This is a genomic window from Uliginosibacterium sediminicola, assembly GCF_039631295.1.
Taxonomy (GTDB): Bacteria; Pseudomonadota; Gammaproteobacteria; order Burkholderiales; family Rhodocyclaceae; genus Viridibacterium; species Viridibacterium sediminicola.
Window position 1 is genome coordinate 168,484 of sequence record NZ_JBDIVE010000002.1, and the last position, 26,229, is coordinate 194,712.

The window sequence follows — 26,229 nt, forward strand, 5'->3', positions numbered from 1 at the left end:
CATACCCGGTGAAACAACACATTTCACCCTTCACGAGGATGCACCATGCCCCACCGCACTCTGCCCCGCCTGAGCCGCCTGGCCCTGGCCGTCGCCCATCTCGGCCTGCTGCCGGCCTTGAGCTTGCCAGCCAGCGCCGCCGAAGCGGCCAGCGCCACCGCGCAACGCAGCTACAACATTCCCGCCGGCCCGCTCGAAGCCGCCCTCAACCGTTTCGGCCGCGAAGCGGGCATCCTGCTCAGCTTCCCGACCAGCCTGACCGCCGGGCTGCACAGCCCCGGCCTGCAAGGCAGCCATAGCGCCAGCAGCGGACTCGCCCGCCTGCTGCAGGGCACCGGGCTGGTGGCCGAAGCGCGGCGTGACGGCAGCTTTACCTTGTACAAGTCGCCGCAGACGGCACCGCGAGAACCCACGCTCGCACCAGTGACGGTGCGCGCCGGCCAGCAAAGCGAGAACGCCAGCGGCCCGGTCGTTGGCTATGTGGCCAAACGCAGCAGCACCGGCACCAAGACCGATACGCCCATCATCGAGATACCGCAGTCGATTACGGTCGTCACGGCGGCGCAAATCGAGACGCAGAAGTCCGCCAACCTGACCGAGGCGCTGGGCTATTCGGCCGGCGTGCTGCACTCCGAAGATGTCGATTCGACGCGCGACCAGATGCGCGTGCGGGGCTTTGATCTTGACGCCGAATACGGCAGCTACTTCCGTGACGGCCTCAAGTACAACGTCAATGGATTCAATGGCCAGCAGGAACCCTATGGTCTGGAGCGCGTCGAGCTGCTGCGGGGCGCCTCCTCGGTGCTCTACGGTCTGTCCGCCCCCGGCGGCCTGGTCAACACGGTCAGCAAACGGCCGACGAAAGACCCGCTGCACGAACTGAATGTCGAAGTCGGCAGCTATAACCGCAAACAGCTGTCGGGCGACTTTGCTGACGCCTTGACGGAAGATGGCACCTGGTCCTACCGGCTGACCGCCCTGCGACGCGATAGCGATACCTTCATTGATCACATCCCCGACAAACGGACCTACCTCGCGCCCGCGCTGGCCTGGCAGCCCAGCGCAGCAAGCTCGCTGACCCTGCTGTCCGAATACCAGCACGACCGCAGTGCCTACAATCCGGGGCTGCCGCAGTCGGGCACGCTGCTGTCCAACCGCAACGGCCAGCTGCCCTCAAATCGCTACCTGGGTGAGCCGGGCATCGACAAGTACGAGAACAAGCGTTACACCCTCGGCTATTTGTTTGAGCACGCCTTCAACGACGCGCTGAAACTGCGTCACAGCCTGCGTTACTTCCATAACAAGAATGACTATGTGAATACCTGGATCGGGGAGCTGGACAGCGATGAGCGGACCACGCTCAGCCGTGGCGTCAACAAGCGCCATGACGAGTCTTCCGCCACCACCGCAGACTCCTCGCTGCAATACCATTGGCATCACGGACGGGTGAAGCACACCAGCTTGCTGGGCGTTGATTACACCCAGGCCAAACACCAATCCGAGCGTTATGCCGCGGATATTGCGTCCATCGATGTCTATGCGCCGACTTACGGCGCAGCCCCGGGCAGCTTCAGCTACCAGGATTACTCATGGAAGGCGCAGAGCACGCGCATGGGCGTCTACGTTCAGGATCAGATGAAGTTCGCTGATCGCTGGGTGATGAGCTTGGGCGGCCGCCAGGACGACACCAAGGACAAGAGCTGCGCCTTTGCCGACGCGAGCAATTGCCCCGTCAACAACGAGAAAAGCAATGCCTTTACCGGACGGGCCGGCCTGGTGTATCTGGCCGACAATGGTTTGGCCCCGTTCCTGAGCTTCAGTCAGTCATGGGAGCCGAGCACCGGAGTTGCCCGCAGCGGAACGCGCTTCTCCCCCACCAAGGGCGAACAATACGAATTGGGCTTGCGCTATCAGCCCAGCGGCTCGGCCACCATGCTTTCGGCAGCGATTTATCAGCTGACGCGCACCAACGTACTGGTTGATGACCCGCTCAATGCGGACCTGGGCGACTACTTCCAGGTGCAGCAGGGCGAGGTGCGTTCGCGTGGTATCGAGCTGGAGGCCAAGACCAGCCTTGATCGCAATACCAGCCTCATCGCAGCCTACGCCTACACCGACGCGAGGACGCTCAAGAGCAGCCCGCTGACCCCGACGCAGGATGGTCGGCGAACCGGCGGCGTCCCCTACAACCAAGTTTCCCTGTGGGGCGAATATGCATTCGGCGCCTTCGGCTTGCCGGGCCTGAAGTTCGGCGCTGGCGCGCGCTATGTCGGGGAAACCATCGGCACCTGGACCGATCTGGAAACACCCGCCTACACCGTGTTCGACGCGATGAGCAGTTACAGCACCGGGCCGTGGCGCTTTGCGCTCAACATCAGCAATCTTGCCGACAAGACTTACGTCGCCCTGTGCCCCTACCGCTGCTTCTATGGCGAGCGCCGCAAAGTCATTGTCAGCGGCAGCTACCGCTGGTGAGCTTCGGGCCTCCCTTGGCATAAGGTCCTTATGGTCCTTATCGCTGACATCTTGACCCGCGATCCCGCGCCGCACAGGCTCGGGATCGCCACCTGACGATGCTTGATCAGCCTGGGTAACCTCGTGGCAAAAAGCCAAGTTCATTGAGGAAGCCGCCGCAGATATCTTCAGACAACAATTGACGCACCCGGAGCAAATGCAGAGAATGGGAATCATTCTTATCTCCGTGCCGCTCACCTGCACTCCAAACAGGCGAAGCAGCACCTTCGATTTCCCGGAGCAGCTCCTTGACGACCGCCGCCGCAACACTCGACCCCGTCGCCGAACTCTATGTCGAGCACCACAGCTGGCTGCAGGGCTGGCTGCGGCGCAAGCTGGACTGCCCGCAGCAGGCGGCGGACCTGATGCAGGAGACCTTCATCAAGGTGCTGCTCAACCAGGCCGAGGCGCAGATCCGCGAGCCACGGGCGTATCTGGCGACCATCGCCAAGCGGCTGACGGTGGATCTGTTCCGCCGCCAGCAGATCGAGCGCAGCTATCTGGAAGCCCTGGCGGCGCTGCCTGAACAAAGTCATCCGTCTGCCGAAGACGAGGCGCTGTTCAAGGAAGCGCTGTTCGAGCTGGACCGCCTGCTCGACGGCTTGGGACCCAAGGTCAAGCAGGCTTTCCTGCTCGCCCAGTGTGAGGACCTGAGCTATGCCGAGATTGCCGAGCGCCTCGGCATTTCGCTGCGTTCGGTCAATACCTATGTGGCGCGCGGCATGGCGCATTGTTGTCTGGCGCAGCTATGAACGCGCCCAGCGAGGCCAATGTCCGCGCCATTCACGCGGCGGCCGACTGGTACGCGCGGCTGCGCGGTGAGCCCAGCACGCCGGCGCTGGAACAAGCCTGGCGGGATTGGCTGGCCGCCGATGTCGCGCATCGCCAAGCCTGGCAACGCGTGGAGGCGGTATGCGGCGAATTCAAACGCGTGCCCGGCGAGCTGGTACTGCCGGCGCTGGGCAAGCCGTCGAGCCGGCGCAGCGTGCTACGCAGCCTGGCGCTGCTGGGCGTGCTCAGCGGTAGCGGCCTGCTCGCCTATCGGCAGGCGCCGTGGGCCGAATGGCGCAGCGATTACCGCACCGCGACCGGTGAGCGCCGCCGCATCGAACTCGCCGATGGTTCGCAACTGACGCTCAATACGCGCAGTGCGGTCGATGTGCGTTTCAGCGCGGATCAAAGATTGATCGAGCTGCACGCCGGCGAAATCCTCATCCGCACACAGCGCGACCCGCACACGCCGGCGCGGCCTTTCATGGTGCACACCGAGCATGGCCGCATCCAGGCGTTGGGCACGCAGTTCACTGTGCGCATCGAGGCCGGGCGGACCACGGTCGGCGTGCTGGAGAAGACGGTGGAAGTGCGCCCGCAGCGGCGGCCCGATCTGGTCCAGCGCGTCACAGCGGGAGAGCAGCTGAGTTTCTCGGCCAGCGACAGCGCGCCGCTGCACGCGCTCGAAATCGGCGCCGGCAGCTGGGCCAGCGGCCATCTGGTGGTTGTCGAGCGGCCGCTCGCCGAGGTGCTGGCAGAGCTGTCACGTTATCGCAGCGGCTACCTCGGCTGCGATCCCGCCATCGCCACGCTGAAGATCTCCGGCGCCTTCCCGCTCGACGATAGCGAGCAAACCCTGGCCGCGCTGAGCGAGAGTTTCCCGCTGCGCGTCGAGCGCTTCACGCCGTACTGGATTCGCCTCGTGCCGCGCACGATCTGAGTTCAAAAAATATTTCGGCCCGATTTGCACTTGCGGCCACGCTCGTTCGTCCTCCCGGTGATCCCTCTTCAAACCCATCACTGAGCGAGTTGCAATGACACATCAGCCCCACCACTTTGCCCTGCGTCCCCTGGTCTTGCTGGTTCACGCCGCACTGCTGTGCGCCAGCCTGCCCGCCGCAGCCCAGTCCGCCGCCCCGGCCAGCGCCCACAGCAGCGAACAGCGCTACGAGATTGCCGCCGCGCCGCTGGCCGAAGCGCTGAGCCGCTTTGCCGGCGCGGCCGGCGTCACCCTGGCTTTCGATGCCGCCCAGCTGAGCGGTCTGCGCAGCCAGGGCTTGCAGGGCAGCTATACAGTGGCCGCCGGTTTTGCCCGCTTGCTGGAGGGCTCCGGCTTCGACGCGGTGCCCAATGGCGCGGCTCGATTCAGCTTGAAGAAACGGCCGCCAAGCGCCGCCAGCGACAAGCCAGAGCCCCAGCTGGCGGCGGTGACGGTGCGCGCCGGCACGGAAGCCTCGCCGCAAACAGAGGGTAAGGCCAGCGCTGGTTATCGCAGCAAAACACTCACCTCGCTGGGCGCGCTGGGCAGTCGCTCGCTGCAGGAAACACCGTTCGCGGTCAGCGTGATCCCGCAGGAGCTGATCGAAAACACCCAGGCCCAATCGGCGGATGACATCTACAAGATCAGCCCATCCACCCGCACCATCACCGCCCAGAACACCGGCTGGTCGCCGGCGGTGAGCATTCGCGGCTTCACCAGCTACGACACGGCCGAAGACGGCTTGCGCCGCCCCTACAACCACGCGGCGGTCGTCGAAGACAAGGCGCGGGTCGAGGTGCTCAACGGTCTATCGGGCTTTCTCTACGGCGCGGCGGCGCCGGGCGGCATGGTCAATTACGTCTATAAGCGTCCCACCGCGCAGCGCTATAACAGCGTCACGCTCGGCAATTACGGCGGCAGCCAGAACTACGTGCATGGCGACTTCGGCGGCCCCATCGATGCCGACGGCGATACGCGCTATCGCCTGAATGTGGTCAAACAGGAAGGCAATACCGCCGTCGATGAGCAAAGCATCAGCCGCGAACTGGTCAGCGGCGCGTTCGACTGGGACCTCACGGACAAGCTGCTGCTCGAAGTCAATGCGGTCTACAACCACTACAAGACGCAAAGCCCGTCCGCCTACTGGTTCTACTCGATCCCGCGCGGCGCGGCGCCTGATGTGAGCAAGAACTGGTCGCAAGCCTGGGCGCTGGACGAAGTCACCAGCACCAAATTCTCCAACCGCCTGACTTATCTGCTCAACGAGCACATCACGCTGCGCGGCGCTTACAGCTACAACGTGCTCGAGCGGCCCGAGACCGTGCACACGCTCAACAGCGTGAGCAGCACAGCCGGCTATGAACAGCTGGCCTATCGCGGCGGCCAGAGCAAGTCCAACTATGAAGCCGCCCAGGCGCTGGCCGACATCCAGTTCGACACGGCAGCGATCTCGCACAAGCTGACCCTGGGTCACTTCATGTTCTCGGAGAAAGCCTGGACCTCAAGCTACTTCTCCGGCACCGGCTGGTTGGGGCCGTACAGCTTCGCCACGCCGACCCATATTGCACAGCCAGCATTCCCCAACGATTCCAACGCGCTCTACTATGCGGGCCGCGATTCGAACCGCAATTACGTCATCGGCGACAGCATCAAGCTGAACCAGCAGTGGTCCGCCCTGGTCGGCATCACGCGCAGCACGATCACCTCCAAGACGCTGGCCGAAGACGGCTCGGAGACCCAGGCGCAGTACAAGAAGTCGCGCAACTCGCCCTCACTGTCGCTGGTGTTCACGCCTATTTCCTGGCTGAGCACTTATGCCAGCTACATCGAAGGGCTGGAGATCGGCGGTCGCGCGCCCGACACGGCGAGCAATGCCAAGGAAGTGATGCCCGCCATGGTCAGCAAGCAGAAAGAGCTGGGCATCAAAGCCACGCTGGGCGAGATGCAGCTGACCAGCGCCCTGTTCGAGATCGAAAAAGCCTACGAATACACCGGCAGCGACAATATCTATACGCAAAATGGTCGCCAGAACCACAAGGGGATCGAGCTGACGGCAACAGGCAAGGCCAACCAGAAACTCACCCTGCTCGGTGGCGTGACCCTGCTCGACACCCAACTCAAGGGTGGCGATTACAGCGGCAAGAAGCCGATCAACGTCGCTGACTTCGTCGCCAAGCTGTATGCCGAATACGAATTGCCGGTGACCGGTTTGAGCGTCAGCAGCGGCATCTACTACACCGGCAAGCAGTGGGCCGACGAAGCCAATACCGATCGCCTGCCCGCCTACACCACGCTGGACCTGGGGCTGCGCTACACCCTGAACCTGCAGGGCAAACCGCTGACCCTGCGCGTGAACGTCAATAATGTGGAAGGCAAGAACTACTGGGCCAACAGCTACTACGTTGGCGCGCCACGCAGCATTGCCTTCTCGGCGCAGTACCAGTTCTAACTGGCGTTCATATTCCGCAGGGCTTGTACCCGCCTGCGGAAATACGCCCTCAGGCCCGCCAGCCCATCGCCAGCTAGTCCTGACATACGCCAAGGAATTTGCCGCGCCTCTTCGCTTAAGTTAATATTGAGAACAATTCTCATTAGCAAGCGAAGACCATGTCGGCGATTCAGTCCGCTCTCCAGTCACAAGTGCACACCCTTTACAGCGAGCACCACAGCTGGCTGCAGGGCTGGTTGCGGCGGCGACTGGGAGATGGCTTCGTGGCGGCGGATCTGGCGCAAGATACTTTCCTCAGCTTGCTGCATGGCGGCGTGGAGACCGACATCCGCGAGCCGCGTGCCTTCCTCAGCACGATTGCACGCCGCCTGATGGCGCACCGCCACCGTCGCCAGCTGCTGGAGACTGAATACCTCGATATGCTGGCGCAGCTGCCCGAGCCGCTGGCGCCCTCGCCCGAGGCGCAGATGATGGCGCTCGAAGCGCTGCAGCAGCTCGACCGCGCGCTCGACGGCCTGCCGCCGGCCGTCAAGGAAGCTTTCCTGCTGTGCCAGCTCGAAGAGCTGAGCTATGCCGAGATCGCCGAGCGCCTGCAGGTGTCCACCAGCTCGGTCAAGCAGTACCTCAGCCGCGCCAACCGGCAGTGCCTGTTCGCACTGGCGGTTTGAGATCGCCCAGGATGTCTGCCTCGCTCAGCCAGGACAGCCCGCACAGCATGCCGATGGCGGGCGGCCAGCCGCTGCACCCGGCGATTGCCGATCAGGCAGCCGACTGGCTGACCCTGCTGATGTCGGGCGAAGCCAGCGCGGCCGAGCGTGCGCGCTGGCAGGCCTGGCGGGCCGAACACCCGGATCACGAACGCGCCTGGCAGCACATCGAAGCGGTCGTCGGCCGCCTCAAGGTGCTGCAGCCGCAGGCGGCCTACCAGACCCTGTCGCCCTATGCCAGCGAAGCGCCGCGCCAGCCGGGCCGTCGCCAGGCGCTGCAGCTCTTGCTGTGGGGCGGCTTTGCGGGCCTCACGGCGACCCTGGGCTGCCGCACCCAGACCTGGCAGGCGCTCAGCGCCAGCCATCGCACCGCAACGGGCGAGCAGCGCAGCTGGACGCTCGAAGATGGCACCCTGCTCCAACTCAATACCGCCAGCGCAGTGAGCGTGCAGTTCGATGAGCGGCAGCGCCGGGTACGCCTGCACGCCGGCGAGCTGATGGTCGTCACCGGTCATGCGCGCCGTGGCGGCCAGCGCGAGCAGCGGCCCTTCATTGTCGAGACGGCCGAAGGCGAGATCCTGGCGCTGGGTACGCGCTTTTCGGTGCGCCAGCACGCGGCCCACAGCCGCGTCATGGTCTTTGAGAGCGCGGTGGAGATCCGCCCGCGCAGCGCTGCCGCCGGCGTGCAACGGCTCAATGCCGGCGAGCGCCTGTCGTTCAGCGCCAGCGGCTTCGGCATGACAACAGCGGTCGACGAACAGGATGGCGCCTGGACGCGTGGCCAGATCATCGCCGACAACATGCGCCTGGCCGACTTCGTGGCCGAGCTGGACCGCTACCGGCCGGGGCTGCTGCGCTGCACGGAGGATGTCGCCGAGCTGCGCATCTCGGGCGTGTTCCCGCTGCAGGACACCGACCGCATCCTCGCCAATCTGCCCAATGTGCTGCCGCTGCAGGTGCTGCAGCGCAGCCGCTACTGGGTGACGGTGACGGCGGCAGAAGCGCGCGACTGAAAAAGGCAACTGAAACGGGCAACTGAAAAAAATCTGATTTTTTTGCGTTGCGCACTGCCCGATTCGATTTCCCAAGGCACCTACCCAGTAAGGCTTGCATGTGAGCAGGCCACTTGTCTGGAAGAGCCCTCATGAATACCGCAGCGACAACAGCTTCTCCCTCATTCCCGCAACGCCCTGGCCTGCGCCCCATCGCCCAGGCGGTCTCGGTTGCGCTGTGCAGCCTCGCGCTGTGCAGCATCAGCCCCACCGCGCTGGCGCAGGCCAGCAGCGCAGCCCAGGCCGGCAGTGCGCGCCAGCAATACAATATTCCAGCCGGGCCGCTGGCCGCGGCCTTGCGCAGCCTGGCCAGCAGCGCCAATGTGCTGCTGAGCTTCACCGCTGAACAAACCCAGGCCAAGACCACCGCCGGCATCAAGGGCCAGTACAGCGTGCAGGACGCGCTGGCCGCCTTGCTCACCGATACCGGCTTGCAGGCCGTGCCCATCGAGCAAGGCGGCTTCGTGCTGCGCCCGCTTCCCGCCGGGCTCAGCAGCCAGGCCAAACCGGCCAAGGATCTGGCCTTGCCGGCGGTCACCGTGACGGGCCACGCGCCGCTGGCCAATGACACCCCCGACAGCTATGCCGGCGGACAGGTCGCACGCGGTGCGCGCCTGGGCATCCTGGGCAATGTGGACATCATGGATGCGCCCTTCAATGTCACCGCCTACACCGCACAAACGATTGCCGATCAGCAGAGCACGACGGTCGGCGATGTGCTGCGCAATGACCCTTCGGTGCGCTTTACCACCAGCGATGGCCATAACTCGGAAAACATGACCATCCGCGGCTTTGACATCAATTCCTCGGAACTGGCTTTCAACGGTCTCTATGGTTTGATGCCGGGCACCCATGTGCCGACCGAATTCCTTGAACGCGTCGAGGTGTTCAAGGGTCCGGCGGCGATGCTCTCGGGCATGGCGCCGAGTGGCGCGGTCGGCGGCGTGATCAACCTGGTGCCCAAGCGCGCGACCGATGCGCCGCTGACGCGCCTGACCAGCAGCTATATCTCGTCCTCACGCCTGGGTCTGGCGGCCGATATCAGCCGCCGCTTCGGCGAGGAAAAGCGTCTGGGCGTGCGCTTCAATGGCTCGGCGAACAATGGCAAAACCGAGCTGGAAGGACAGAAAAAGGACGAGAACTTCAGCACGGTGGCGGTCGATTACCGGGGCGATCACTGGAAGCTGGAATTTGACGCCTACGACGTCAAACAGGACCAGTCCAATGGCAGCCCGCTGATGGTCTACTTTGGCACCCTGGGGCACGTTCTCAAGGCACCGGATGCGAGCAAGAATGCGCTGCAGGGCACTTATGCCAAGCAGCGCACCGAAGGCGCCATGCTGCGCGGCGAGATTGATCTGAACCGCCAGCTCAGCGCCTATGCCAGCATCGGCCAGGCGCGCTACAACTACGAGGGCTACATCAACGGCACGCGCACCATCGTGCTTGCCGATGACGGCCGCTCCACCGGCACCACCTACAACCAGGCCGGCTACACGCGCAGCATTTCGGCAGAGACTGGCTTGCGCGGCAATTTCGCCACCGGCAGCGTCGCCCATCGCGTGGTCGCCAGCTACTCCTCGCTGCAAACCACCAGCGGCGCCGCCAGCGTGGCGACCAGCGCCAACTACACGACCAATCTGTACAACCCGAACAGCAATCCGGTCCTGGCCGGTGCGCATGGCGCCGTGGTACGCAGCGCCGACAACGCCTACACCGGCCTGGCCCTGTCCGACACGCTGTCGATGCTCGACGATGAACTGCTGCTCACTCTGGGTGCGCGCAATCAGCATGTGCGGCAAAAAATGGCCAGCCCGCGCGCTTATGACGAAACCGCCATCACGCCGCTGGCCGGCGTGGTGTTCAAGCCCTGGGGCCCGGATGTCTCGCTGTACGCCAATTACATCGAAGGTCTGAGCCCGGGCGTCACCGTCGGCACAACCTATGCCAACTCCGGCGAGACCCTGGCACCGTACAAAACGCGCCAGGCCGAAACCGGTGTGAAATGGGCCGTGGGTGACTTCACCAATACCGTCAGCCTGTTCCGCATCCTCAAACCCTCGACGGTGTCGATCAGCAATGGCAGCGCGCTGCCGACCCTGGCGCTCGACGGTGAGCAGGTCAATCGCGGCGTCGAATGGAACATCTTCGGCAAGCTCAGCACGCAGACCCGCATCCTCGGCGGTGCGGCCTATACCCAAGGCAAACAGGTGCGCGCAGCCACCGCCAGCAACAACGGCAAGAAGGCGCCCGGCGTGCCCGAGTGGACCGCCAACCTGGGCGGCGAATGGGATACGCCTTATCTCAGCGGCCTGACGCTCGACACGCGCCTGATCTACACCGACAGCCAGTATCTGGATGCGGCCAATACCCTGCAGATCCCGTCCTGGACGCGCTGGGACCTGGGTGCGCGCTACAGCACCCGCATCGCCGGCAAGGCCGTGGTGCTGCGCGCCAATATCGAGAACGTGACGGACCGCAACTACTGGTCCGGCCGCTTCAACGAGGGCTACGCCACCCTCGGCGCGCCACGCACCTACAAGCTGTCGGCGACGGTGGACTTCTGATGGCCGCCAGCCTCGCGGCAGGCTTGCTGCTGGCCCTGGCCGGCAGCGTCCTGCTCTATCTGGCCTCGCCGCACCAGCGCTGGTGCCGCACGGCACTGCGCGCCCGACCGGCGCGGCTAGGCGCCGCCCTGCTGCTGGCCGGCGCGCTGTGGCTGCTGGCGCAAAGCCTGTTGCTGCCGACCGCCGTGTTCGTGCTGCTGACCTGGCTGATGCTGCTCTGCGTCGCCCTCACTTACCTCGGCGCACTGCGCGCTGCGCCCAAGGAGCACTGAGATGTCGTCCCCAACCAAGACCGCCGCGCCGGCCATTCGCCGTGACTGGCTGGCCAAGACCAGCGCCGGCGCCCTGCTCGGCTTCACGCTGGCAATGGGTTGCAGCGGCCTGCTGGCCTGGGCCAGCGCCGGCTTACCGGCCAGCACGCGGGCGCAGTTCGCGATGTGGCTGGTGGTGCCGGTGTGGCTGGGCGTGCTCAGCGGCTGCTTCTTCTTTGCCAGCGGCTTGCGCGCCTGGCTGTGGCTGGGCGCCGCCAATCTCCTCGTCTTCGGCGCCCTGCTGCTGACGCGTCTGTCCTGAGAGCCTGCACATCATGCGCACCGATTTCATCAAGATCTACAAAAGCGTCCATACCTGGACCGGCATTCTCAGCGGCATGGCTTTGTTCATCGCCTTTTACGCCGGCGCGCTGACCGTTTTCAAAGAACCACTGGCGCGCTGGGTCGCGCCGCCGAGCATCTCGACGCCGGTGACACTGGCCGAGGCGCCCGCGCTGATCAGCCGCACCCTGGCGGCGCGCCCCGCCGCGGCGCGCGATTTCGCGCTGAACCTGCAACTCGATGAAGCAACCCGGCAGCTGCAATGGCAGGAACGCACACCCGGCCAGGATGATCACGACACGCTGGGCGGACGCCATTTCAGCGCCAGTCTGGACGGCAGCGGCGCAGCGCACATCGAAGAGACCCAGCCCTCGCAGCTGGCGGAGTTCATCGACATCCTGCATCGCGTGGTCGGCCTGCCCTTCGACAACGACCCCAGTCGCTGGCTGATGGGCCTGATCTGCACGCTGTATGCGCTGGCCCTGGTGTCCGGCGTGGTCGTCCTGCTGCCGACCCTGGTCAAGGACCTGTTTGCGCTGCGCGTCGGCAAGAACCTCAAGCGCATGTGGCTGGATGCGCACAATGTGGTGGGCCTGTTCAGCTTGCCGTTTCACATCGTCATGGCCATCACTGCTGTCGTCTTCGCCTATCACGACGACATCTACGCACTGCAAAACAAGTACCTCCATGACGGCCAGCTGGCCAAGGCCTTCAGCCCACGCACGCCGCCCAAACAGGCTGCGCCACGCGATCCGGCCAACATGCTGCCACCGCTGGAGCTGCTCGCCCGCGCCCGCCAGATCGCGCCCGAGTTCAAGCCCAGCGCCCTGCAATATGTGAATGTGAGCGGCCCGCGCGCCATGGTGCGCATCTGGGGGCACGACGCCGGCGCGCCCTCGCCACGCGCGATGGGCGGTTTTGTCGCGCTTGATCCCTACAGCGGCAAAGTCATGAGCCGCGATTTCCTGCCCGGCCAGCAAAGCGTCGCCAATCTCACCCTGGCCAGCTTCTTCGCGCTGCACTTTGCCACCTTTGGCGGCGACAGCGTGCGCTGGATGTACTTCCTGCTCGCCCTCGCCGGCGCCTGGCTGTTCTACAGCGGCAATCTGCTGTGGATCGAATCGCGGCGCAAGAAACAGCGCAGCGGCGAAGCGCTGCCGGCCCAGCGTCGCGACACGGAATGGCTGGCCGCCGGCACGCTTGGCGTCTGCCTGGGCTGCGTGAGCGGCATTTCGCTGAGCATCGTCGCCGGCAAATGGCTCTACGGCCACGTCGCCGATCTCAATGCCTGGCATTGGTATGTCTATTACGCGGTGTTCTTCGCCAGCATCGCCTGGGCCTTTGCGCGCGGCGCGGCGCGGGCGGCGGCGCAGCTGCTGTGGCTGGCAGCGGCCGCCACGCTGTGCATCCCGGCCAGCTCCCTGCTCGGCTGGGCGCTACCGGCGCTGGGCCTGTGGGCCAATACCAGTGCCGCCGCACTGGGCGTGGACGCCACCGCCCTGGTGGGCGCGCTGTGCTTCATGTGGATGGCGCGTGCGACGGCACGGCGCGTGGCGCAGGGAACAAGCGCCAGCGTCTGGTCGGCTACGTCAACAGCTAAAGCGGCACAATCACAAGCAATCGTGTAGGAAAAACACGAACCCAAAAACTCATCTGCGTGCGCAAGGAAAACTCGCGCACGCAACAAAGCTGAGGCGGCTCTTTTTTACTTGCTATGCCGGCTAGCCCTACTCTTGGCCGTCATCCTCGTCGATAGCTCGTAGTTGCACTTCGATGCAATCTCGCTGTTCAGCCGCCTCCTTAACAGCAGCTAAGGCTGCGACTATCGCAGCAGGTCCTTCTCCTGCCGCTTTCAGCAGATTTTCGCCAGCTACCTGCGCCGCGATCACGCTCTCGGTGTACTTGATTTTCAAGGAATCTAATTCGCTTAGCTTGCTCATTTAGCACCTCCAGTTGTGAGCTTACGAGGCTATCGTCACGACCAGCTCAGGAGCAAAAAATTTGCCGTGATTGCTCCCCGTTCGTGCCGAGTGGCGCGCAGCGCCGTATCGAGGCAGGCTCAAGCCTCAACACTTTCAATACAACACTGCCCAAGCGAGCGCTCTCAGCCGTGCTGCAGGCGCGCTTCGATCTCGGCAAACAGCGGGCGCTGCGCGGGCGACTCGCTCAGGCAGTCCGCCGCCAAAGCCTGCAAGGCGGCCAGGCGGGCGGCTTCCTGCGGCGCCACGCGGCTGCGTTCGAGCAGTTCTTCGAGCAGGCAGCCGAAGGCGCGTACTTCCATGCGCTGTAGGGCGCTGGCGACAGGCGCATCAGGCGCGTAGAACGAGGCGGCGCCGAAATCTCCCAGCAGCGCCCGCCCTTGCCCGCAGTGCAGCGTGTTGTGCGCGTAGAGATCGCCATGCATGATGCCGCGCGCATGCAGATGGGCGGCGGCCGAGGCGATGCGCTGCGCCATGGCGAGCGCGGCAGGCAGGTCAAACCGCGTGTCCTCGGCATAGATGTCGCGCGTGCAAGAATCCAGACTGGGCGGCCCGGCGAGGTTGCGGAAGGCGGCATCGATCAGCGGCATCACCAGGGCCTGTGCCTGCTGCGGATGGCCCTGCACCCGGCCGAGCACGCCGATCAAGCCAGGATGCTGGCCGGCACGGATGGCCGCAGCCATCTCGCACTGCGGCAGTCCGTCGCTGGTGACGGCACCCTTGAACAGTTTGAGCGCCACCGCCAGGCGTCCCTCGCCGGGCTGTGCGCAGTGGGCGCGGTAGATCTGTCCTGAAGCGCCCTCGCCCAGCAGCACATCAACATCCAGCTGTGCCCAGTCGATGTCGGGAATGCTGTGCTCGCCCAGCGCGGCAGATTCCAGCGCAGCGCAGAAGGGATTGCCGGCAAAGGCTAGCCAGGACAGGCGCGGCAAGCCGAGCAGGCAGTCGGGCAAGGCGGCAAGCTGGTTGGCGGCAATGCGCAGCAATTCCAGCCGCGTGCATTGCGCCAGCGAAGCGGGCAGGCTGCGCAGACGATTGCCGGCCAGCATCAGCTTCTGCAGTTGCGTACATTGGCCAATCTCTTCCGGCAGTGCTTCGATGGCGTTATCGGTGAGCACCAGCCAGCGCAGCCCGGCCGGCAAGGCGCGTGGTGACACATGGCGGATGCGATTGGCCTTGAAGCCGATCATCGTCAGCGCCGGACAGCGCCCCAGCACTTCGGGCAGCGCGGTGAACTGATTGTCGGAGCAGAACACGATGCGCAGCTTCGGCAGCGTCACGAGCGCGTCTGGCAAGGTGGAGAGCGCGTTGCCGGAGAGATCGAGAATCTCCAGCGAATCGGCCAGCGAGAAAATCTCCGCCGGGAATTCGCGCAGCCCGCAGGAAAGACTCAGCCGCCGCACACCAGCCAGCTCGCCGGCACGCAGTTGTTCAAGTGTGTGCTTCATCAAAGTGCTTCAGACGAATATCCATCGGTGCCAGAGCACGCGGCTCTGCGCATGAAAACAGGGCCAGCATTGCGCCGGCCCTGTTCATTACGATTGCAAGCTCACTGCCTTGCTCATTCCCACTCAATGGTTGCCGGCGGCTTGGAGCTGACATCGTAGGTGACGCGGTTGATGCCGCGCACTTCGTTGATGATGCGCCCCGAGGTGCGCTTGAGCAGGCTATAGGGCAGCTCGGCCCAGTCGGCAGTCATGAAATCGCTGGTCTGCACGGCGCGCAGCGCAACGACGTAGTCGTAGGTACGGCCGTCGCCCATCACGCCCACGCTCTTGACCGGCAGGAAGACGGTGAAAGCCTGGCTGGTGAGCTCGTACCAAGTCTTGCCTGTGGCTTCGTCACGGGTATTGCGCAGTTCCTCGATGAAGATGGCATCAGCACGGCGCAGCAGGTCGGCGAATTCCTTCTTCACTTCGCCGAGGATGCGCACGCCCAGGCCGGGACCGGGGAAGGGATGACGGTAGACCATTTCGGGCGGCAGGCCCAGGGCCACGCCCAGCTCGCGCACCTCGTCCTTGAACAGCTCACGCAGCGGTTCGAGCAACTTGAGACCAAGCTGCTCGGGCAGGCCGCCGACGTTGTGGTGGCTCTTGATCGTCGTGGCCTTCTTGGTCTTGGTGCCACCGCTCTCGACCACGTCGGGGTAGATGGTGCCCTGAGCCAGGAACGTCGCGCCCTTGTGGCCGCCATCGCCCGCCTTGAGCTTGGCCGCCTCGGCCTTGAACACATCGACGAACAGGCCGCCGATGATCTTGCGCTTCTTCTCGGGATCGGTGACGCCGGCCAGCTGGCCGAGGAAGAGTTCGCTGGCATCGACACGAATCACCTTCGCATGCAGCTTGCCGGCGAACATCTCCATCACCATATCGCCTTCGTTCAGGCGCAGCAGGCCGTGGTCGACGAACACGCAGGTCAGCTGATCACCGATGGCGCGGTGAATCAGCGCAGCGGCGACGGAGGAATCGACACCGCCGGACAGGCCGAGGATGACTTCCTCATCGCCGACCTGTTCGCGGATCTTGGCGACGGCTTCGTCGATGTAGTTGCCCATGATCCAGTCGCCCGCGCAGCCGGCGATCTCGCGCACGAAACGCGTCAGCATCGCCGCGCCCTGCAGGGTATGCGTCACTTCGGGGTGGAACTGCACCGCGTAGTAACCCTTCTCCTCATTGGCCATGCCGGCGATGGGACAGCTCGGCGTCGAGGCCATCAGCTTGAAGCCCGGCGGCAGCGCCGTGACCTTGTCACCGTGACTCATCCACACCTTGAGCATGCCGTGGCCTTCAGCGGTGGCGAAGTCCTGCACACCGTCGAGCAGCTTGGTGTGGCCGTGGGCGCGCACTTCGGCGTAACCGAATTCGCGTGTATCGCTCCACTCCACCTTGCCACCGAGCTGCACGGCCATGGTCTGCATGCCATAGCAGATGCCCAGCACCGGCACGCCCAGATCCCACACTGCCTGCGGCGCGCGCAGTTCATGGTCTTCATAGGTCGAGGCGTGGCTGCCGGAGAGGATGATGGCCTTGGGCGCAAAGCTGCGGATGAATTCATCCGACACATCGTTGGGATGAATCTCGCAGAACACATTGGCCTCACGCACGCGACGCGCGATGAGCTGGGTGACCTGGGAGCCGAAATCGAGGATGAGGATTTTGTCGTGCATTTTTGTGAGGGGCTAGGGGCTAGGGGCTAGGGGCTAGGGGCTAGGAAGACGGTTCGCCAGCGTGCTCTGCAGACCACGCAGCATGCGACCCAATTCGTCCATCTGTCCCAGAAACCTCTGCACCTCGTCGCCGTTCAAGTAATTCAGACGGTTGGAAATAATGAGCTGTGTTTCTGCCTCTGCAAGCGAACCCAGCGCGATGGAAATAAAACGCAGAAAGTCACGCGTTGAACCTCTCGCATGACCTTCTGCAATGTTCGAAGGCACCGACACCATCGAGCGACGAAGCTGAGCTATCAAACCAAAGCGCTCAGATTCCGGGAAAGAGGCTGTCAGCAGATAGACCGACTCGACCAGTTCAATCCCGAGCTGCCAGACCTTCAAATCGCGGTAACTGCGCACCTCGGCCATCCTAGCCCCTAGCCCCTAGCCCCTAGCCCCTAGCCCCTAGCCCCTAAAACTACTCCTGATGGTAGTTAGGCGCTTCCTTCGTGATCTGCACGTCATGCACATGCGACTCGCGGATCCCGGCGGAAGTGATCTCGACAAACTCGGCACGACGATGCATCTCGTCGATGCTCGGGCAACCCACATAACCCATGGAAGCACGCAGGCCACCGGTCAGTTGCAGGATCACGGCACCGACCGGCCCCTTGTAGGCGACGCGACCTTCGATGCCTTCCGGCACCAGCTTGTCGGCATTGTTCTCGGCGTCCTGGAAGTAGCGGTCGGCCGAGCCTTGCTGCATTGCGCCCAGCGAACCCATGCCACGATAGGACTTGTAGGAACGGCCCTGGAACAGCACGGTCTCGCCCGGCGCTTCTTCGGTGCCGGCGAACAAGCCGCCAAGCATCACGCAGTTGGCGCCTGCGGCAATCGCCTTGGCGATATCGCCGGAGTAACGGATACCGCCGTCGGCAATCAGCGGCACACCGGTGCCGGCCAGCGCGGTCGCAACATTGTCGATGGCGGTGATCTGCGGCACACCGACACCGGCGACGATGCGCGTGGTACAGATCGAACCGGGACCGATGCCGACCTTGACCGCATCCGCACCGTGATCACGCAGCGCCAGTGCGGCGGCGCCGGTGGCGATGTTGCCGCCGATGACTTCGATGTGCGGAAAATTCTTCTTGACCCAGCTGACGCGGTTGAGCACGCCTTGTGCGTGACCGTGCGCGGTGTCGACGATGATCACGTCAACGCCGGCATCCGAGAGCAGCTCGCAGCGCTCTTCGGTGCCCTCGCCCACGCCCACGGCTGCGCCGACGCGCAGACGACCGTGCTGGTCCTTGGCGGCGAAGGGGTGTTCGGTGGACTTCTGGATGTCCTTGACGGTGATCAGGCCGTAGAGCTCGCCGGAGTCCTTGAGCACCAGCACGCGCTCCAGGCGATGCTTGTGCATCAGCGCCTTGGCTTCTTCGAGCGAAGCGCCTTCCTTGATCGTGACCAGACGCTCATTGGGCGTCATGATCGCCGACACCGGCTGGTCGAGATTGATCTCGAAGCGCAGGTCGCGATTGGTGACGATGCCGACCACGCGCTTGCCGTCCATGACCGGCACGCCGGAAATGCGGTGCTGACGCGTCAGCGCGACGACTTCGCGCACCGACATGTGCGGCGGGATGGTGATCGGATCGCGCAGCACACCGGACTCGAAGCGCTTGACGCGCGCCACTTCCTGCGCCTGCTGACGGGCCGTCAGATTCTTGTGGATGATGCCGATTCCGCCCTCCTGAGCCAGCGCAATAGCCAGACGGGACTCGGTCACCGTGTCCATTGCAGCAGAAACCAGGGGAATATTGAGCCGGATGTTGCGCGTGAGCTGCGTTGCGAGGCTGACATCACGCGGCATGACATCGGAGTGGGCGGGAACCAGCAGGACGTCATCAAACGTCAGCGCCTTCTGGACCAAACGCATGTCTATAATCCTTCCTCAGCAAATGCCTATTATACGTTCGTCAGGCGCTGCTGGCAAAACCCGTGCAAGGCAGCGCAGTATCTGGCCATTCTTGGCAGGAGATTCCCGATGTCGGTTCGTACCCTGATTGCCCTTCTCAGCATGCTGCTGGCCGCTTCGGCGGGCGCCCAGATCTACTCCTGGAAAGACGCCAGTGGTCGCATGCACTTCTCCGACCAGCCGCCACCCGACAACACCACGCCGATCAAGGCGCCGCCCAGCAAAGGCCCCAAATACGCGCCGCTGAGCAGCAGCGCACCGGCCGCCAGCCCCGTCGCCAATGCCACGCAATCGGCGCCCAAGGCGGATGCACAGTCGGCCCCGGCGGCGCAGTCAGGCCCCAAGAGCTGGGCCGACAAGGACCTCGAATACAAGCAACGCAAGGCCGCCGAGCAGGAAGCCGCGGCCAAGAAAAAAGCGGCCGATGCTCAAGCAGAAGAAAAGAAACGCTACTGCGAGAGCCTGCGTAACAACCAGGCCATGCTTGGCAACAACAATCTGCGCGTGGCACGCGCCAATTCCAGCGGCCAGGCCGACGTGATGGATAGCGCACAACGCCAGCAAGAGGCTGAGCGCCTGAGTCAACAACTGGCGCGCGACTGTAAGTAAGCGACAATGTCGCTGCCTCCGAATCGCAAGCCTCCAAAGGATTTTTCAATATGTTGAATCTCGATCGCCCCATCCGCCTGCTCGCCAGCGTGGCGGTGCTGAGCCTGCTCAGCCCGCTCGCCCATGCCGGCAAAACCCTCGACAGCATCCGACAGCGCGGCAGCGTGCAGTGTGGTGTCAGCACCGGCGTCGCCGGTTTCTCCTTGCCCGACAGCCAGGGCAAGTGGTCCGGTCTCGATGCCGATTTCTGCCGCGCCGTCGCCGCCGCCGTGCTCAATGACCCGAACAAGGTCAGCTTCGTGCCGCTCAATTCACAGCAGCGCTTTACCGCCCTGCAGTCCGGCGAAGTCGATGTACTGGCGCGCAACACCACCTGGACGCTGAGCCGCGACGCCTCGCTGGGCTTCAATTTCACCGCCATCACTTATTACGACGGCCAGGGCTTCCTGGTGCCCAAGAAGCTCAAGGTGACGAGCGCCAAGCAGCTCAAGAATGCCGAGATCTGCGTGCAATCGGGGACCACCAACGAGAAGAACCTGGCCGACTACTTCCGCGCCCAGGGCGTGAAGGTCAAGCCGGTGGTGTTCGAGGGCTTCGAAGCCGCATTCAAGGCCTTCTTCTCCGGCCGCTGCCAGGCCTACACCACGGACATCTCGGGTCTGGCCGGTCTGCGCAACAAGGAAGCACAGAACCCGGATGACTACGTCATCCTGCCGGAAGTGATCTCCAAGGAACCGCTGGGCCCGGTGGTCAGGCGCGGCGATGATGACTGGTTCGCCATCGTCAAATGGGTGGCCTTCGCGCTGATCGAGGCGGAAGAGAACGGCATCACCCAGGTCAATATCGACGCCCTGCGCGTGCAGAGCAAAGACCCCGTGCAGCAGCGCCTGATCGGCACCGCTGAAGACACCGGCAAGCTGCTTGGCCTGGACAAGGACTGGTCCTATCGCGCCATCAAGGCGGGCGGCAACTATGGCGAGATCTTCGAGCGCAACCTCGGCCCTAAGTCGGTGGTGAAGCTGCCGCGTGGTCTCAACAATCTGTGGAACAAGGGCGGCATTCTCTACGCGCCGCCGCTGCGCTGAGACACACAAGCGCCGGACGCGGATGAAAAAAGGCCGCTGCGTGATCTCACGCAGCGGCCTTTTCTTTGATGCACAGACGCCGGATTACAGCGCTGCGTCCTTGACCTTCTTGAGTGCGCGCACCTTGATGCGGACGCTTGCCGGCTTCGGATCGAACCAGCGCTCTTCACCCGTGAACGGGTCCTTGCCGAAGCGCTTCTTCTTCGCCGGGATCTGTTGCACGCCAATCTTCAGCAGACCGGGCAGCGTGAATTCACCTGCGCCCTTCTTGTGAAGCGAACCCAGCAGCGTGGTTTCGAGTGCAGCCAGGACAGCCTTGACCGACTTCGTTTCAACGCCAGATTGCTCAGCCAGACGCGTAATGAGTGCTGCCTTGGTGAAAGTGTCTTTCACCGGCTTGATTGCGACTGCGGCCGTTGCCGCCGGCGTCGCAGCCTTCTTCGCTGTTGCCATGAATGTCCATCCTCTCAGAAAAATTTGTTTGCTGATCCGGCGCCGGATCTCGCACCGGCCTGCGTTCAGCAAGCGCCTGATTTTACCCAAGCTGGAGCCCGCGTGCCGTTACCGGCCGTCGCAATCTGAAATTTTCTGTTGCGCTGCCCGTGCATTGGGCCTTCCGCGCCTTTCCTGAACTGCCATAGGACATTTCCTATGGCCAATTTCATCGCCGTCCTACAGCCAGCGCCGAGAGCGGCGCGGATAATCGGTGTCGACAGTCAGGCAGCCTGCCTGTCACCTGCAGCATGTCAGCCAGAGGCGCGAGCGCCCCCAGCACCTTCATCAATGATCACAGATTGCCGCCCATGAACACATCCCTTGCCAAGTTGCTGCGCCTCGCGCTGTATCTGGTGGTGTTATGCGGCCTCGTACCGGCGGCACATGCAGAGGGCGGCATGAGCCCCGCTGCGCTGGAGAAGGCACGCAAGGTCAATGCGCAATGCCTGTCCTGCCACAGCCCTCAAGGACTTGAACACCCGCAGGAAGGTGTCGATGTTGCCAAGCTGCGCAAGGTACTGATCGACCCGCTGGCGCTGCAGAATGCCGACCACGGCAAATTCGCCTGCACCAAGTGCCACACCGAGGGTTACGAAGACTTCCCGCATGCCGAGGATGCCAAGGACAACACATCCAACTGCTCGGACTGCCACCAGAAGAAGACCGACATCATCCAGGCGCAGTTCGACAAGTCGGTGCACGCCAAGCACCTGGCCGACAAATTCAGCTGCACCACCTGCCATGATCTGCATGTCATCCGCGTCGCCAAGAACCAGACCGATGCGGGCAAGATCGTCGCGCAGGACAATCGTATCTGCCTGGGCTGCCACGACTCCGACCAGACCTTCGCGCGCTTTGCGCCGGAAAAGAAAGTGCGCCCGGCCATCGACGAGATCCACGCCTGGCTGCCCAATACGCGCCTGCACTGGAGCTCGGTCCGTTGCGTCGAATGCCACACGCCGCTCAACAAGGACATGCTCTCGCACGAGATCGTCGACAAGAAGAAGGCCGAGCGCAATTGCGTCACCTGCCACAGCGTCAACAGCCAGCTCAATCTGCGCCTGTATCGTTACCTGGCCAAGGACGAGCAGCAGAAATACGGCTTCCTCAACAGCGTGATGCTGGGCAAGTCCTACGTCATCGGCGCCACACGCAATCCCTTGCTCGACACGCTGTTCATCGGTCTGGCCGCGCTGACCCTGCTGGGCGTGCTGGCACATGGCCTGATCCGCATCATCACGACGCGCCTGCGCCGGAGAAAACAGCATGACTGAACGCATCTACCTGCTACCACTGTGGTTGCGCATCTGGCACTGGATCAATGCCCTGCTGATCATCACCCTGGGCATCACCGGTACCAGCATCCATTTCGCCAGCCCGGGCGCGCTGCTGGTCGAATTCTCGCTGGCCGTACGCATCCACAACTTTGCCGGCATTGCACTGGCCATTCTGTATGCGGGCTTTGTCGTCGCCAATGCCATCAGCGGTAACTGGTGGCAGTACGTGCCCAAGCCGCCCGGCATTCTCCAGCGCTGCTGGAAGCAAACGCAGTTCTATTGCTGGGGCGTGTTCAAGGGAGAGCAGGAGCCCTTTCCGGTGACCAAGGAAGTCAATTTCAACGCGCTGCAGGCGATCACCTACTGGTTCATCATGTATGCCGTGCTGCCGGTGACGGTGCTCACCGGGCTGATCTTCCTCTACCCGCAATGGGCGCCGGACAAGCTGTTCGGCGTCGATGGCCTGCTGCCGGTGGCTGTGCTGCATTACCTGTCCGCTGGCGTGATCATCCTGTTCGCCATCGCGCATATCTATCTGGGCACCATGGGCAAGACGGTGACCAGTCTGTTCAAAACCATGATTACCGGCTGGCACGAGCACTGAGTGCCCGCAGACGCCCGCCCCTCACAATCCTGATCGGAGCCACGACATGAAAAGCAAAACCATCGCCACCAGCCTGCTCCTCGCCCTGGGCAGCCTGTTCTATAGCAGCATCGCCAGCAGCGCCGTGGATGCCGACGCAGCACAGGCACTGGCCAAGAAAGAAGGCTGTCTGAAGTGCCACGGTATCGACAAGCCGAAGGAAGCCAAGTCCTTCAAGGAAATCGCCAGCAAGCTCAAGGGCAAGGATGCTGACGCCAAGCTGCTCGAACACCTTACCACCGGCCCCAAGGTCAAGCTGCAAGACGGCTCGGAAGAGGATCACAAGATGCTCAAGACCAAGGACAAGGCCGAGATCGACAACCTCATCGCCTGGCTGCGCGCGCAAGCCAAGTAAGCTGACGCGATTCCCCGGCGGCCCGCCCGGGTGCCGCCGGCCAGCGATTGGCGCATTGCTCATGCAGCACGCATGAGCCCTTTCTGCGAAGGCCGTTCAAGGCATGCAACTGACTCGCTGGAACGCACGCCCCACTCATGCCATCAGCGTCCTGGCGGCGCTGGCGATCCTCGCCATCCTCGTCTCCAGCGCCTTCTCGCTGTGGGATCTGCGCGCCCGCGAACTGGCTCACACGCGGCTGGAGACGGTCAGCGTCACGCGCATGTTCATGGAGGCGAGCGAGCAGAGCTTCGAGAGTACCGACTTGCTGCTGCAAAACCTGCAAGAACGTTTGCAGAACAGCTATGGACGACAGCTCGCACTCGACAGCGCCGCCGTTCACCTGCTGCTCAATACGCGGGCCTCGGGCGTTCGCCATCTCAACTCGCTGTTCGTCGTCGATCACAACGGACGTGTCGTCAATACATCGCGCGAAATACCACACAACGGTTCGGTGGCCGACCGCGAATATTTCAAAGCTTTCCTAAGCGCCAAGGATCCGGGCCTGTTCGTCGATCATCCGGTGCGCGGGCGCATCGACCAGCGCTGGACCCTGCATATGGCGCGCCGCTTCAACGACGCGCAAGGCAACTTCAAGGGCCTCGTCGTCGCTGCCGTCAATACTGCCCACTTCGAAGCGCTGTACTCCCTGCTCAAGCTCGATTACGCACGTCCGGTTGCGCTCTACCTCAACGATGGCACCCTGGTCGCCAGCAATCCGCCACGCGACAACATGATCGGCACACGCGCCAGCGAGATCGCCGAGCACACGCTGGCAGATGCCGTGGACGGCGTCGACTTTGGCTACCGCAAGAAAGCCAATGGCAAGGAAGAGGCCTTCACGATCGGCCGCGTGCGCCAGTTCCCGTTCCTGATCAGCGTCATCAACGAGGAGAGCGAAGCGCTCGAAGCCTGGCGCGGCACAGCCCTGCCGATTGCGCTCGGCGCAACACTGGCCAGCCTGTTCATTGCCGCCGTCGCGAGTTTGCTGATCACCGAGATTGCGCGTGAGGGACGCCTCGCTCGCGAGCTGAGCGAGGCACATGAACGCTACTACCAGACGGTTGACTCGGTGATGGATGCCATCGTCGCGGTGGACGAGAACCAGCTGATCCAGCTCTTCAACCCGGCGGCCGAGCGCATGTTCCAGCTTTACGCCAAGGACATCATCGGCAAGCCACTCTCCTGCCTGATTCCGCAACGCCTGCAGGCGGCGCACCAGCACCATGTCACGCGCTTCACGCATCTGGAGGGTGGCACGCGCAGCATGTCGCCGCAAACCGAGATCATCGGCGTGCGCGCGGATGGCAGCGAGTTCCCGATTGAATCGACCATCTCGCACACCCTGATCGGCGGCAAGAAACAGATGACCTCGGTGCTGCGCGATGTGACCGAACGCCGCCGCAATGAACGCGAGCTGCGCGAGATGAACCAGCAGCTGCGCGGCCTGTCGGCCTCGTTGCAGAACGTGCGCGAACAGGAGCGCTCGCGCATCGCCCATGAATTGCACGACGAATTGGGTCAGCAGCTGACCGGGCTGAAGCTCGAACTCTCCTGGCTCAGCGGTCGCCTCAAGGAAGGCCGTGCAGTCACCCCGGACAAGATCGACGAGATGCGCCAGATGCTCGACGTAGCCATGGGCGCCGTACGCCGCATCGCCACCGAACTGCGCCCGCTGGTGCTCGACGATCTGGGCTTTGGCGCAGCCGTGGCCTGGCAGGCGCGCGAATTCGCCAAGCGCAGCGGCTTGCAGGTGAAACTGCAACTGGACGCGGCCGACGAAGTCAGCGAGCCTGGCTTGGCCACAGCGCTCTATCGCATCGTGCAGGAGTCACTGACCAATGTGGCACGCCACGCCGCCGCCAGCGAGGTGAGCATCCAGCTGCTCAAAGCCGATGACAAGCTGGTGCTGCGCATTGCCGACAATGGCCAGGGCATGCAGCCAGACGCACGCAGCGAGGGCTTCGGTCTGCTGGGCATGCGCGAACGCGCCAGCGCCATGGGCGCAGAGTTCAGTATCCGCAGCGAAGCGCTGTGCGGGACGACGATTGAAGTCACGCTGCCTTGCTGCAGCGCCAGGAGTGAGGAGGAAACGGCATGACAATCGAGGTACTGGTGGCCGATGATCACGCCATCATTCGCGACGGCTTGCGCAAGATTCTCGCCGACACTGAAGACCTGGTCGTTGCCGGCGAGGCCTGCAATGGCAACCAGACGCTCGACAAGGTGCGCGAGCGCGACTGGGGCCTGGTGGTGCTTGATCTGTCGATGCAGGGGCGCAATGGTCTGGAGCTGATCAAGCTGATCAAGGCCGAGCGAGCCAAGCTGCCGATCCTCGTCTTCAGCATGCATCCCGAAGAGCAATATGCCCTGCGCGCACTGCGCGTCGGCGCCGCCGGCTATCTATCGAAAGACGATGATGGCGACCTGTTGTTGCCGGCGATGCGCAAGGTTGCGGCCGGTGGCACTTTTTTCAGTACCCGCGTGGCCGAACTGCTGGTCATGCAGCAGATCACGCGGCATGACGACAATCTGCCACATACCCGCCTGAGTGATCGCGAATACGAGATCTTCACGCGCATCGTGCGCGGCATCAGCCTGACCGAGATCGCCAATGAACTCTCATTGAGCATCAAGACGGTCAGCACCCACAAATCACACATCCTCGCCAAGATGGAAATGAGCAACCAGATCGATCTGGTGCGCTATGCCATCGAGCACCAGCTCCTTGACGTACGGCAAGGCTGATGAGGCTTAGGGGCCACATAGGAGTATTCCTATGCCCATTTTCATCAGCCTCCTACAGCCTTCCCCCGGACAGGCAACGATAATCCAGGTTAAGGAAAGTCAATCGCTGTGTCCTGCGCGGCACGAAAGCGACTGACGCCCCCGAGCAGAGAAAAGCAAACCAGGCGCCCCACGCAGAGGACGCCGGTCTGGCAATGAGATCAGATACACCGCAAACGGCCCATACGCGCCTTTGCAGGTT

General features: G+C 63.5%; 23 protein-coding genes. 17 read left to right on the forward strand and 6 right to left on the reverse strand.

The features are described 5' to 3' along the window. The first annotated feature begins 45 nt into the window (after positions 1-45). The 10 genes from ABDB84_RS04575 (at position 46) to ABDB84_RS04620 (ending at position 13,260) form a co-directional block, all read left to right on the forward strand. Positions 46-2,475 carry a TonB-dependent siderophore receptor gene (locus ABDB84_RS04575; protein WP_345918509.1) on the forward strand — a complete coding sequence of 810 codons (2,430 nt, stop codon included), beginning with the start codon at positions 46-48 and terminating at the stop codon, positions 2,473-2,475. 287 nt (positions 2,476-2,762) lie between these two features. Then, positions 2,763-3,266 carry a sigma-70 family RNA polymerase sigma factor gene (locus ABDB84_RS04580; protein ID WP_345918510.1) on the forward strand — a complete coding sequence of 168 codons (504 nt, stop codon included), beginning with the start codon at positions 2,763-2,765 and terminating at the stop codon, positions 3,264-3,266. Beyond that, complete coding sequence (locus tag ABDB84_RS04585; protein WP_345918511.1) at positions 3,263-4,225, forward strand: FecR domain-containing protein; 963 nt, start codon at positions 3,263-3,265, stop codon at positions 4,223-4,225. Before ABDB84_RS04580 ends, ABDB84_RS04585 begins: the two co-directional genes overlap by 4 nt. A gap of 94 nt (positions 4,226-4,319) precedes the next feature. Beyond that, the gene (locus tag ABDB84_RS04590) at positions 4,320-6,713 is read left to right on the forward strand and encodes a TonB-dependent siderophore receptor (RefSeq protein ID WP_345918512.1); all 2,394 of its coding nucleotides are present in this window, start codon (positions 4,320-4,322) and stop codon (positions 6,711-6,713) included. A 191-nt stretch (positions 6,714-6,904) separates the two neighbouring features. After that, positions 6,905-7,381, forward strand: coding sequence for a sigma-70 family RNA polymerase sigma factor (locus ABDB84_RS04595; RefSeq protein ID WP_345918513.1), 477 nt, complete (start codon positions 6,905-6,907; stop codon positions 7,379-7,381). A gap of 11 nt (positions 7,382-7,392) precedes the next feature. Beyond that, on the forward strand, positions 7,393-8,433 hold the full coding sequence (locus ABDB84_RS04600) for a FecR domain-containing protein (RefSeq protein ID WP_345918514.1): 1,041 nt from the start codon (positions 7,393-7,395) through the stop codon (positions 8,431-8,433). Positions 8,434-8,564: 131 nt separating this feature from the next. Beyond that, a complete protein-coding gene (locus ABDB84_RS04605) occupies positions 8,565-11,039 on the forward strand; it encodes a TonB-dependent siderophore receptor (protein ID WP_345918515.1) in 2,475 nt (824 codons plus the stop codon). Then, positions 11,039-11,311, forward strand: coding sequence for a hypothetical protein (locus ABDB84_RS04610; RefSeq protein WP_345918516.1), 273 nt, complete (start codon positions 11,039-11,041; stop codon positions 11,309-11,311). Before ABDB84_RS04605 ends, ABDB84_RS04610 begins: the two co-directional genes overlap by 1 nt. A gap of 1 nt (position 11,312) precedes the next feature. Then, a complete protein-coding gene (locus ABDB84_RS04615) occupies positions 11,313-11,612 on the forward strand; it encodes a hypothetical protein (RefSeq protein ID WP_345918517.1) in 300 nt (99 codons plus the stop codon). A gap of 13 nt (positions 11,613-11,625) precedes the next feature. After that, on the forward strand, positions 11,626-13,260 hold the full coding sequence (locus ABDB84_RS04620; protein ID WP_345918518.1) for a PepSY-associated TM helix domain-containing protein: 1,635 nt from the start codon (positions 11,626-11,628) through the stop codon (positions 13,258-13,260). A gap of 99 nt (positions 13,261-13,359) precedes the next feature. On the opposite strand, the gene ABDB84_RS04625 is transcribed toward ABDB84_RS04620, so the two are convergent. From ABDB84_RS04625 to guaB, 5 genes are all read right to left on the reverse strand, one after another. Next, positions 13,360-13,572 (reverse strand): hypothetical protein, encoded by a 213-nt coding sequence (locus ABDB84_RS04625; protein ID WP_345918519.1) that lies wholly within the window; start codon positions 13,570-13,572, stop codon positions 13,360-13,362. Positions 13,573-13,736: 164 nt separating this feature from the next. Then, positions 13,737-15,059: a leucine-rich repeat-containing protein kinase family protein gene (locus tag ABDB84_RS04630; RefSeq protein ID WP_345918520.1), complete on the reverse strand. Its 1,323-nt coding sequence runs from the start codon at positions 15,057-15,059 to the stop codon at positions 13,737-13,739. Positions 15,060-15,172: 113 nt separating this feature from the next. Then, positions 15,173-16,777, reverse strand: coding sequence for a glutamine-hydrolyzing GMP synthase (gene guaA / locus ABDB84_RS04635; RefSeq protein WP_345918521.1), 1,605 nt, complete (start codon positions 16,775-16,777; stop codon positions 15,173-15,175). Between the two features lie 33 nt (positions 16,778-16,810). Continuing rightward, positions 16,811-17,188 (reverse strand): four helix bundle protein, encoded by a 378-nt coding sequence (locus ABDB84_RS04640; RefSeq protein WP_345918522.1) that lies wholly within the window; start codon positions 17,186-17,188, stop codon positions 16,811-16,813. Positions 17,189-17,237: 49 nt separating this feature from the next. Continuing rightward, positions 17,238-18,698 (reverse strand): IMP dehydrogenase, encoded by a 1,461-nt coding sequence (gene guaB / locus ABDB84_RS04645; RefSeq protein WP_345918523.1) that lies wholly within the window; start codon positions 18,696-18,698, stop codon positions 17,238-17,240. Positions 18,699-18,806: 108 nt separating this feature from the next. Between guaB and ABDB84_RS04650 the strand changes: the two genes are divergently transcribed. Both ABDB84_RS04650 and ABDB84_RS04655 read left to right on the forward strand, forming a co-directional pair. Then, a complete protein-coding gene (locus ABDB84_RS04650; RefSeq protein WP_345918524.1) occupies positions 18,807-19,346 on the forward strand; it encodes a DUF4124 domain-containing protein in 540 nt (179 codons plus the stop codon). Positions 19,347-19,396: 50 nt separating this feature from the next. After that, a complete protein-coding gene (locus ABDB84_RS04655) occupies positions 19,397-20,431 on the forward strand; it encodes an amino acid ABC transporter substrate-binding protein (RefSeq protein WP_345918525.1) in 1,035 nt (344 codons plus the stop codon). Positions 20,432-20,515: 84 nt separating this feature from the next. On the opposite strand, the gene ABDB84_RS04660 is transcribed toward ABDB84_RS04655, so the two are convergent. After that, positions 20,516-20,884 carry an HU family DNA-binding protein gene (locus tag ABDB84_RS04660; RefSeq protein WP_345918526.1) on the reverse strand — a complete coding sequence of 123 codons (369 nt, stop codon included), beginning with the start codon at positions 20,882-20,884 and terminating at the stop codon, positions 20,516-20,518. A gap of 350 nt (positions 20,885-21,234) precedes the next feature. On the opposite strand from ABDB84_RS04660, the gene ABDB84_RS04665 reads away from it, so the two are divergent. The 5 genes from ABDB84_RS04665 to ABDB84_RS04685 all read left to right on the forward strand — a co-directional run bounded on the left by ABDB84_RS04665 (position 21,235) and on the right by ABDB84_RS04685 (position 25,988). Beyond that, the gene (locus ABDB84_RS04665; protein WP_345918527.1) at positions 21,235-22,200 is read left to right on the forward strand and encodes a cytochrome c3 family protein; all 966 of its coding nucleotides are present in this window, start codon (positions 21,235-21,237) and stop codon (positions 22,198-22,200) included. Then, entirely contained in the window at positions 22,193-22,807 is a 615-nt protein-coding gene (locus tag ABDB84_RS04670; protein WP_345918528.1) for a cytochrome b/b6 domain-containing protein, read from the forward strand. The genes ABDB84_RS04665 and ABDB84_RS04670 overlap by 8 nt, the downstream gene beginning before the upstream one ends. A gap of 46 nt (positions 22,808-22,853) precedes the next feature. Next, positions 22,854-23,201: a c-type cytochrome gene (locus ABDB84_RS04675; RefSeq protein WP_345918529.1), complete on the forward strand. Its 348-nt coding sequence runs from the start codon at positions 22,854-22,856 to the stop codon at positions 23,199-23,201. Between the two features lie 103 nt (positions 23,202-23,304). After that, entirely contained in the window at positions 23,305-25,341 is a 2,037-nt protein-coding gene (locus ABDB84_RS04680; protein WP_345918530.1) for a PAS domain S-box protein, read from the forward strand. After that, a complete protein-coding gene (locus ABDB84_RS04685; protein ID WP_345918531.1) occupies positions 25,338-25,988 on the forward strand; it encodes a response regulator in 651 nt (216 codons plus the stop codon). The genes ABDB84_RS04680 and ABDB84_RS04685 overlap by 4 nt, the downstream gene beginning before the upstream one ends. Positions 25,989-26,229: the final 241 nt, after the last annotated feature.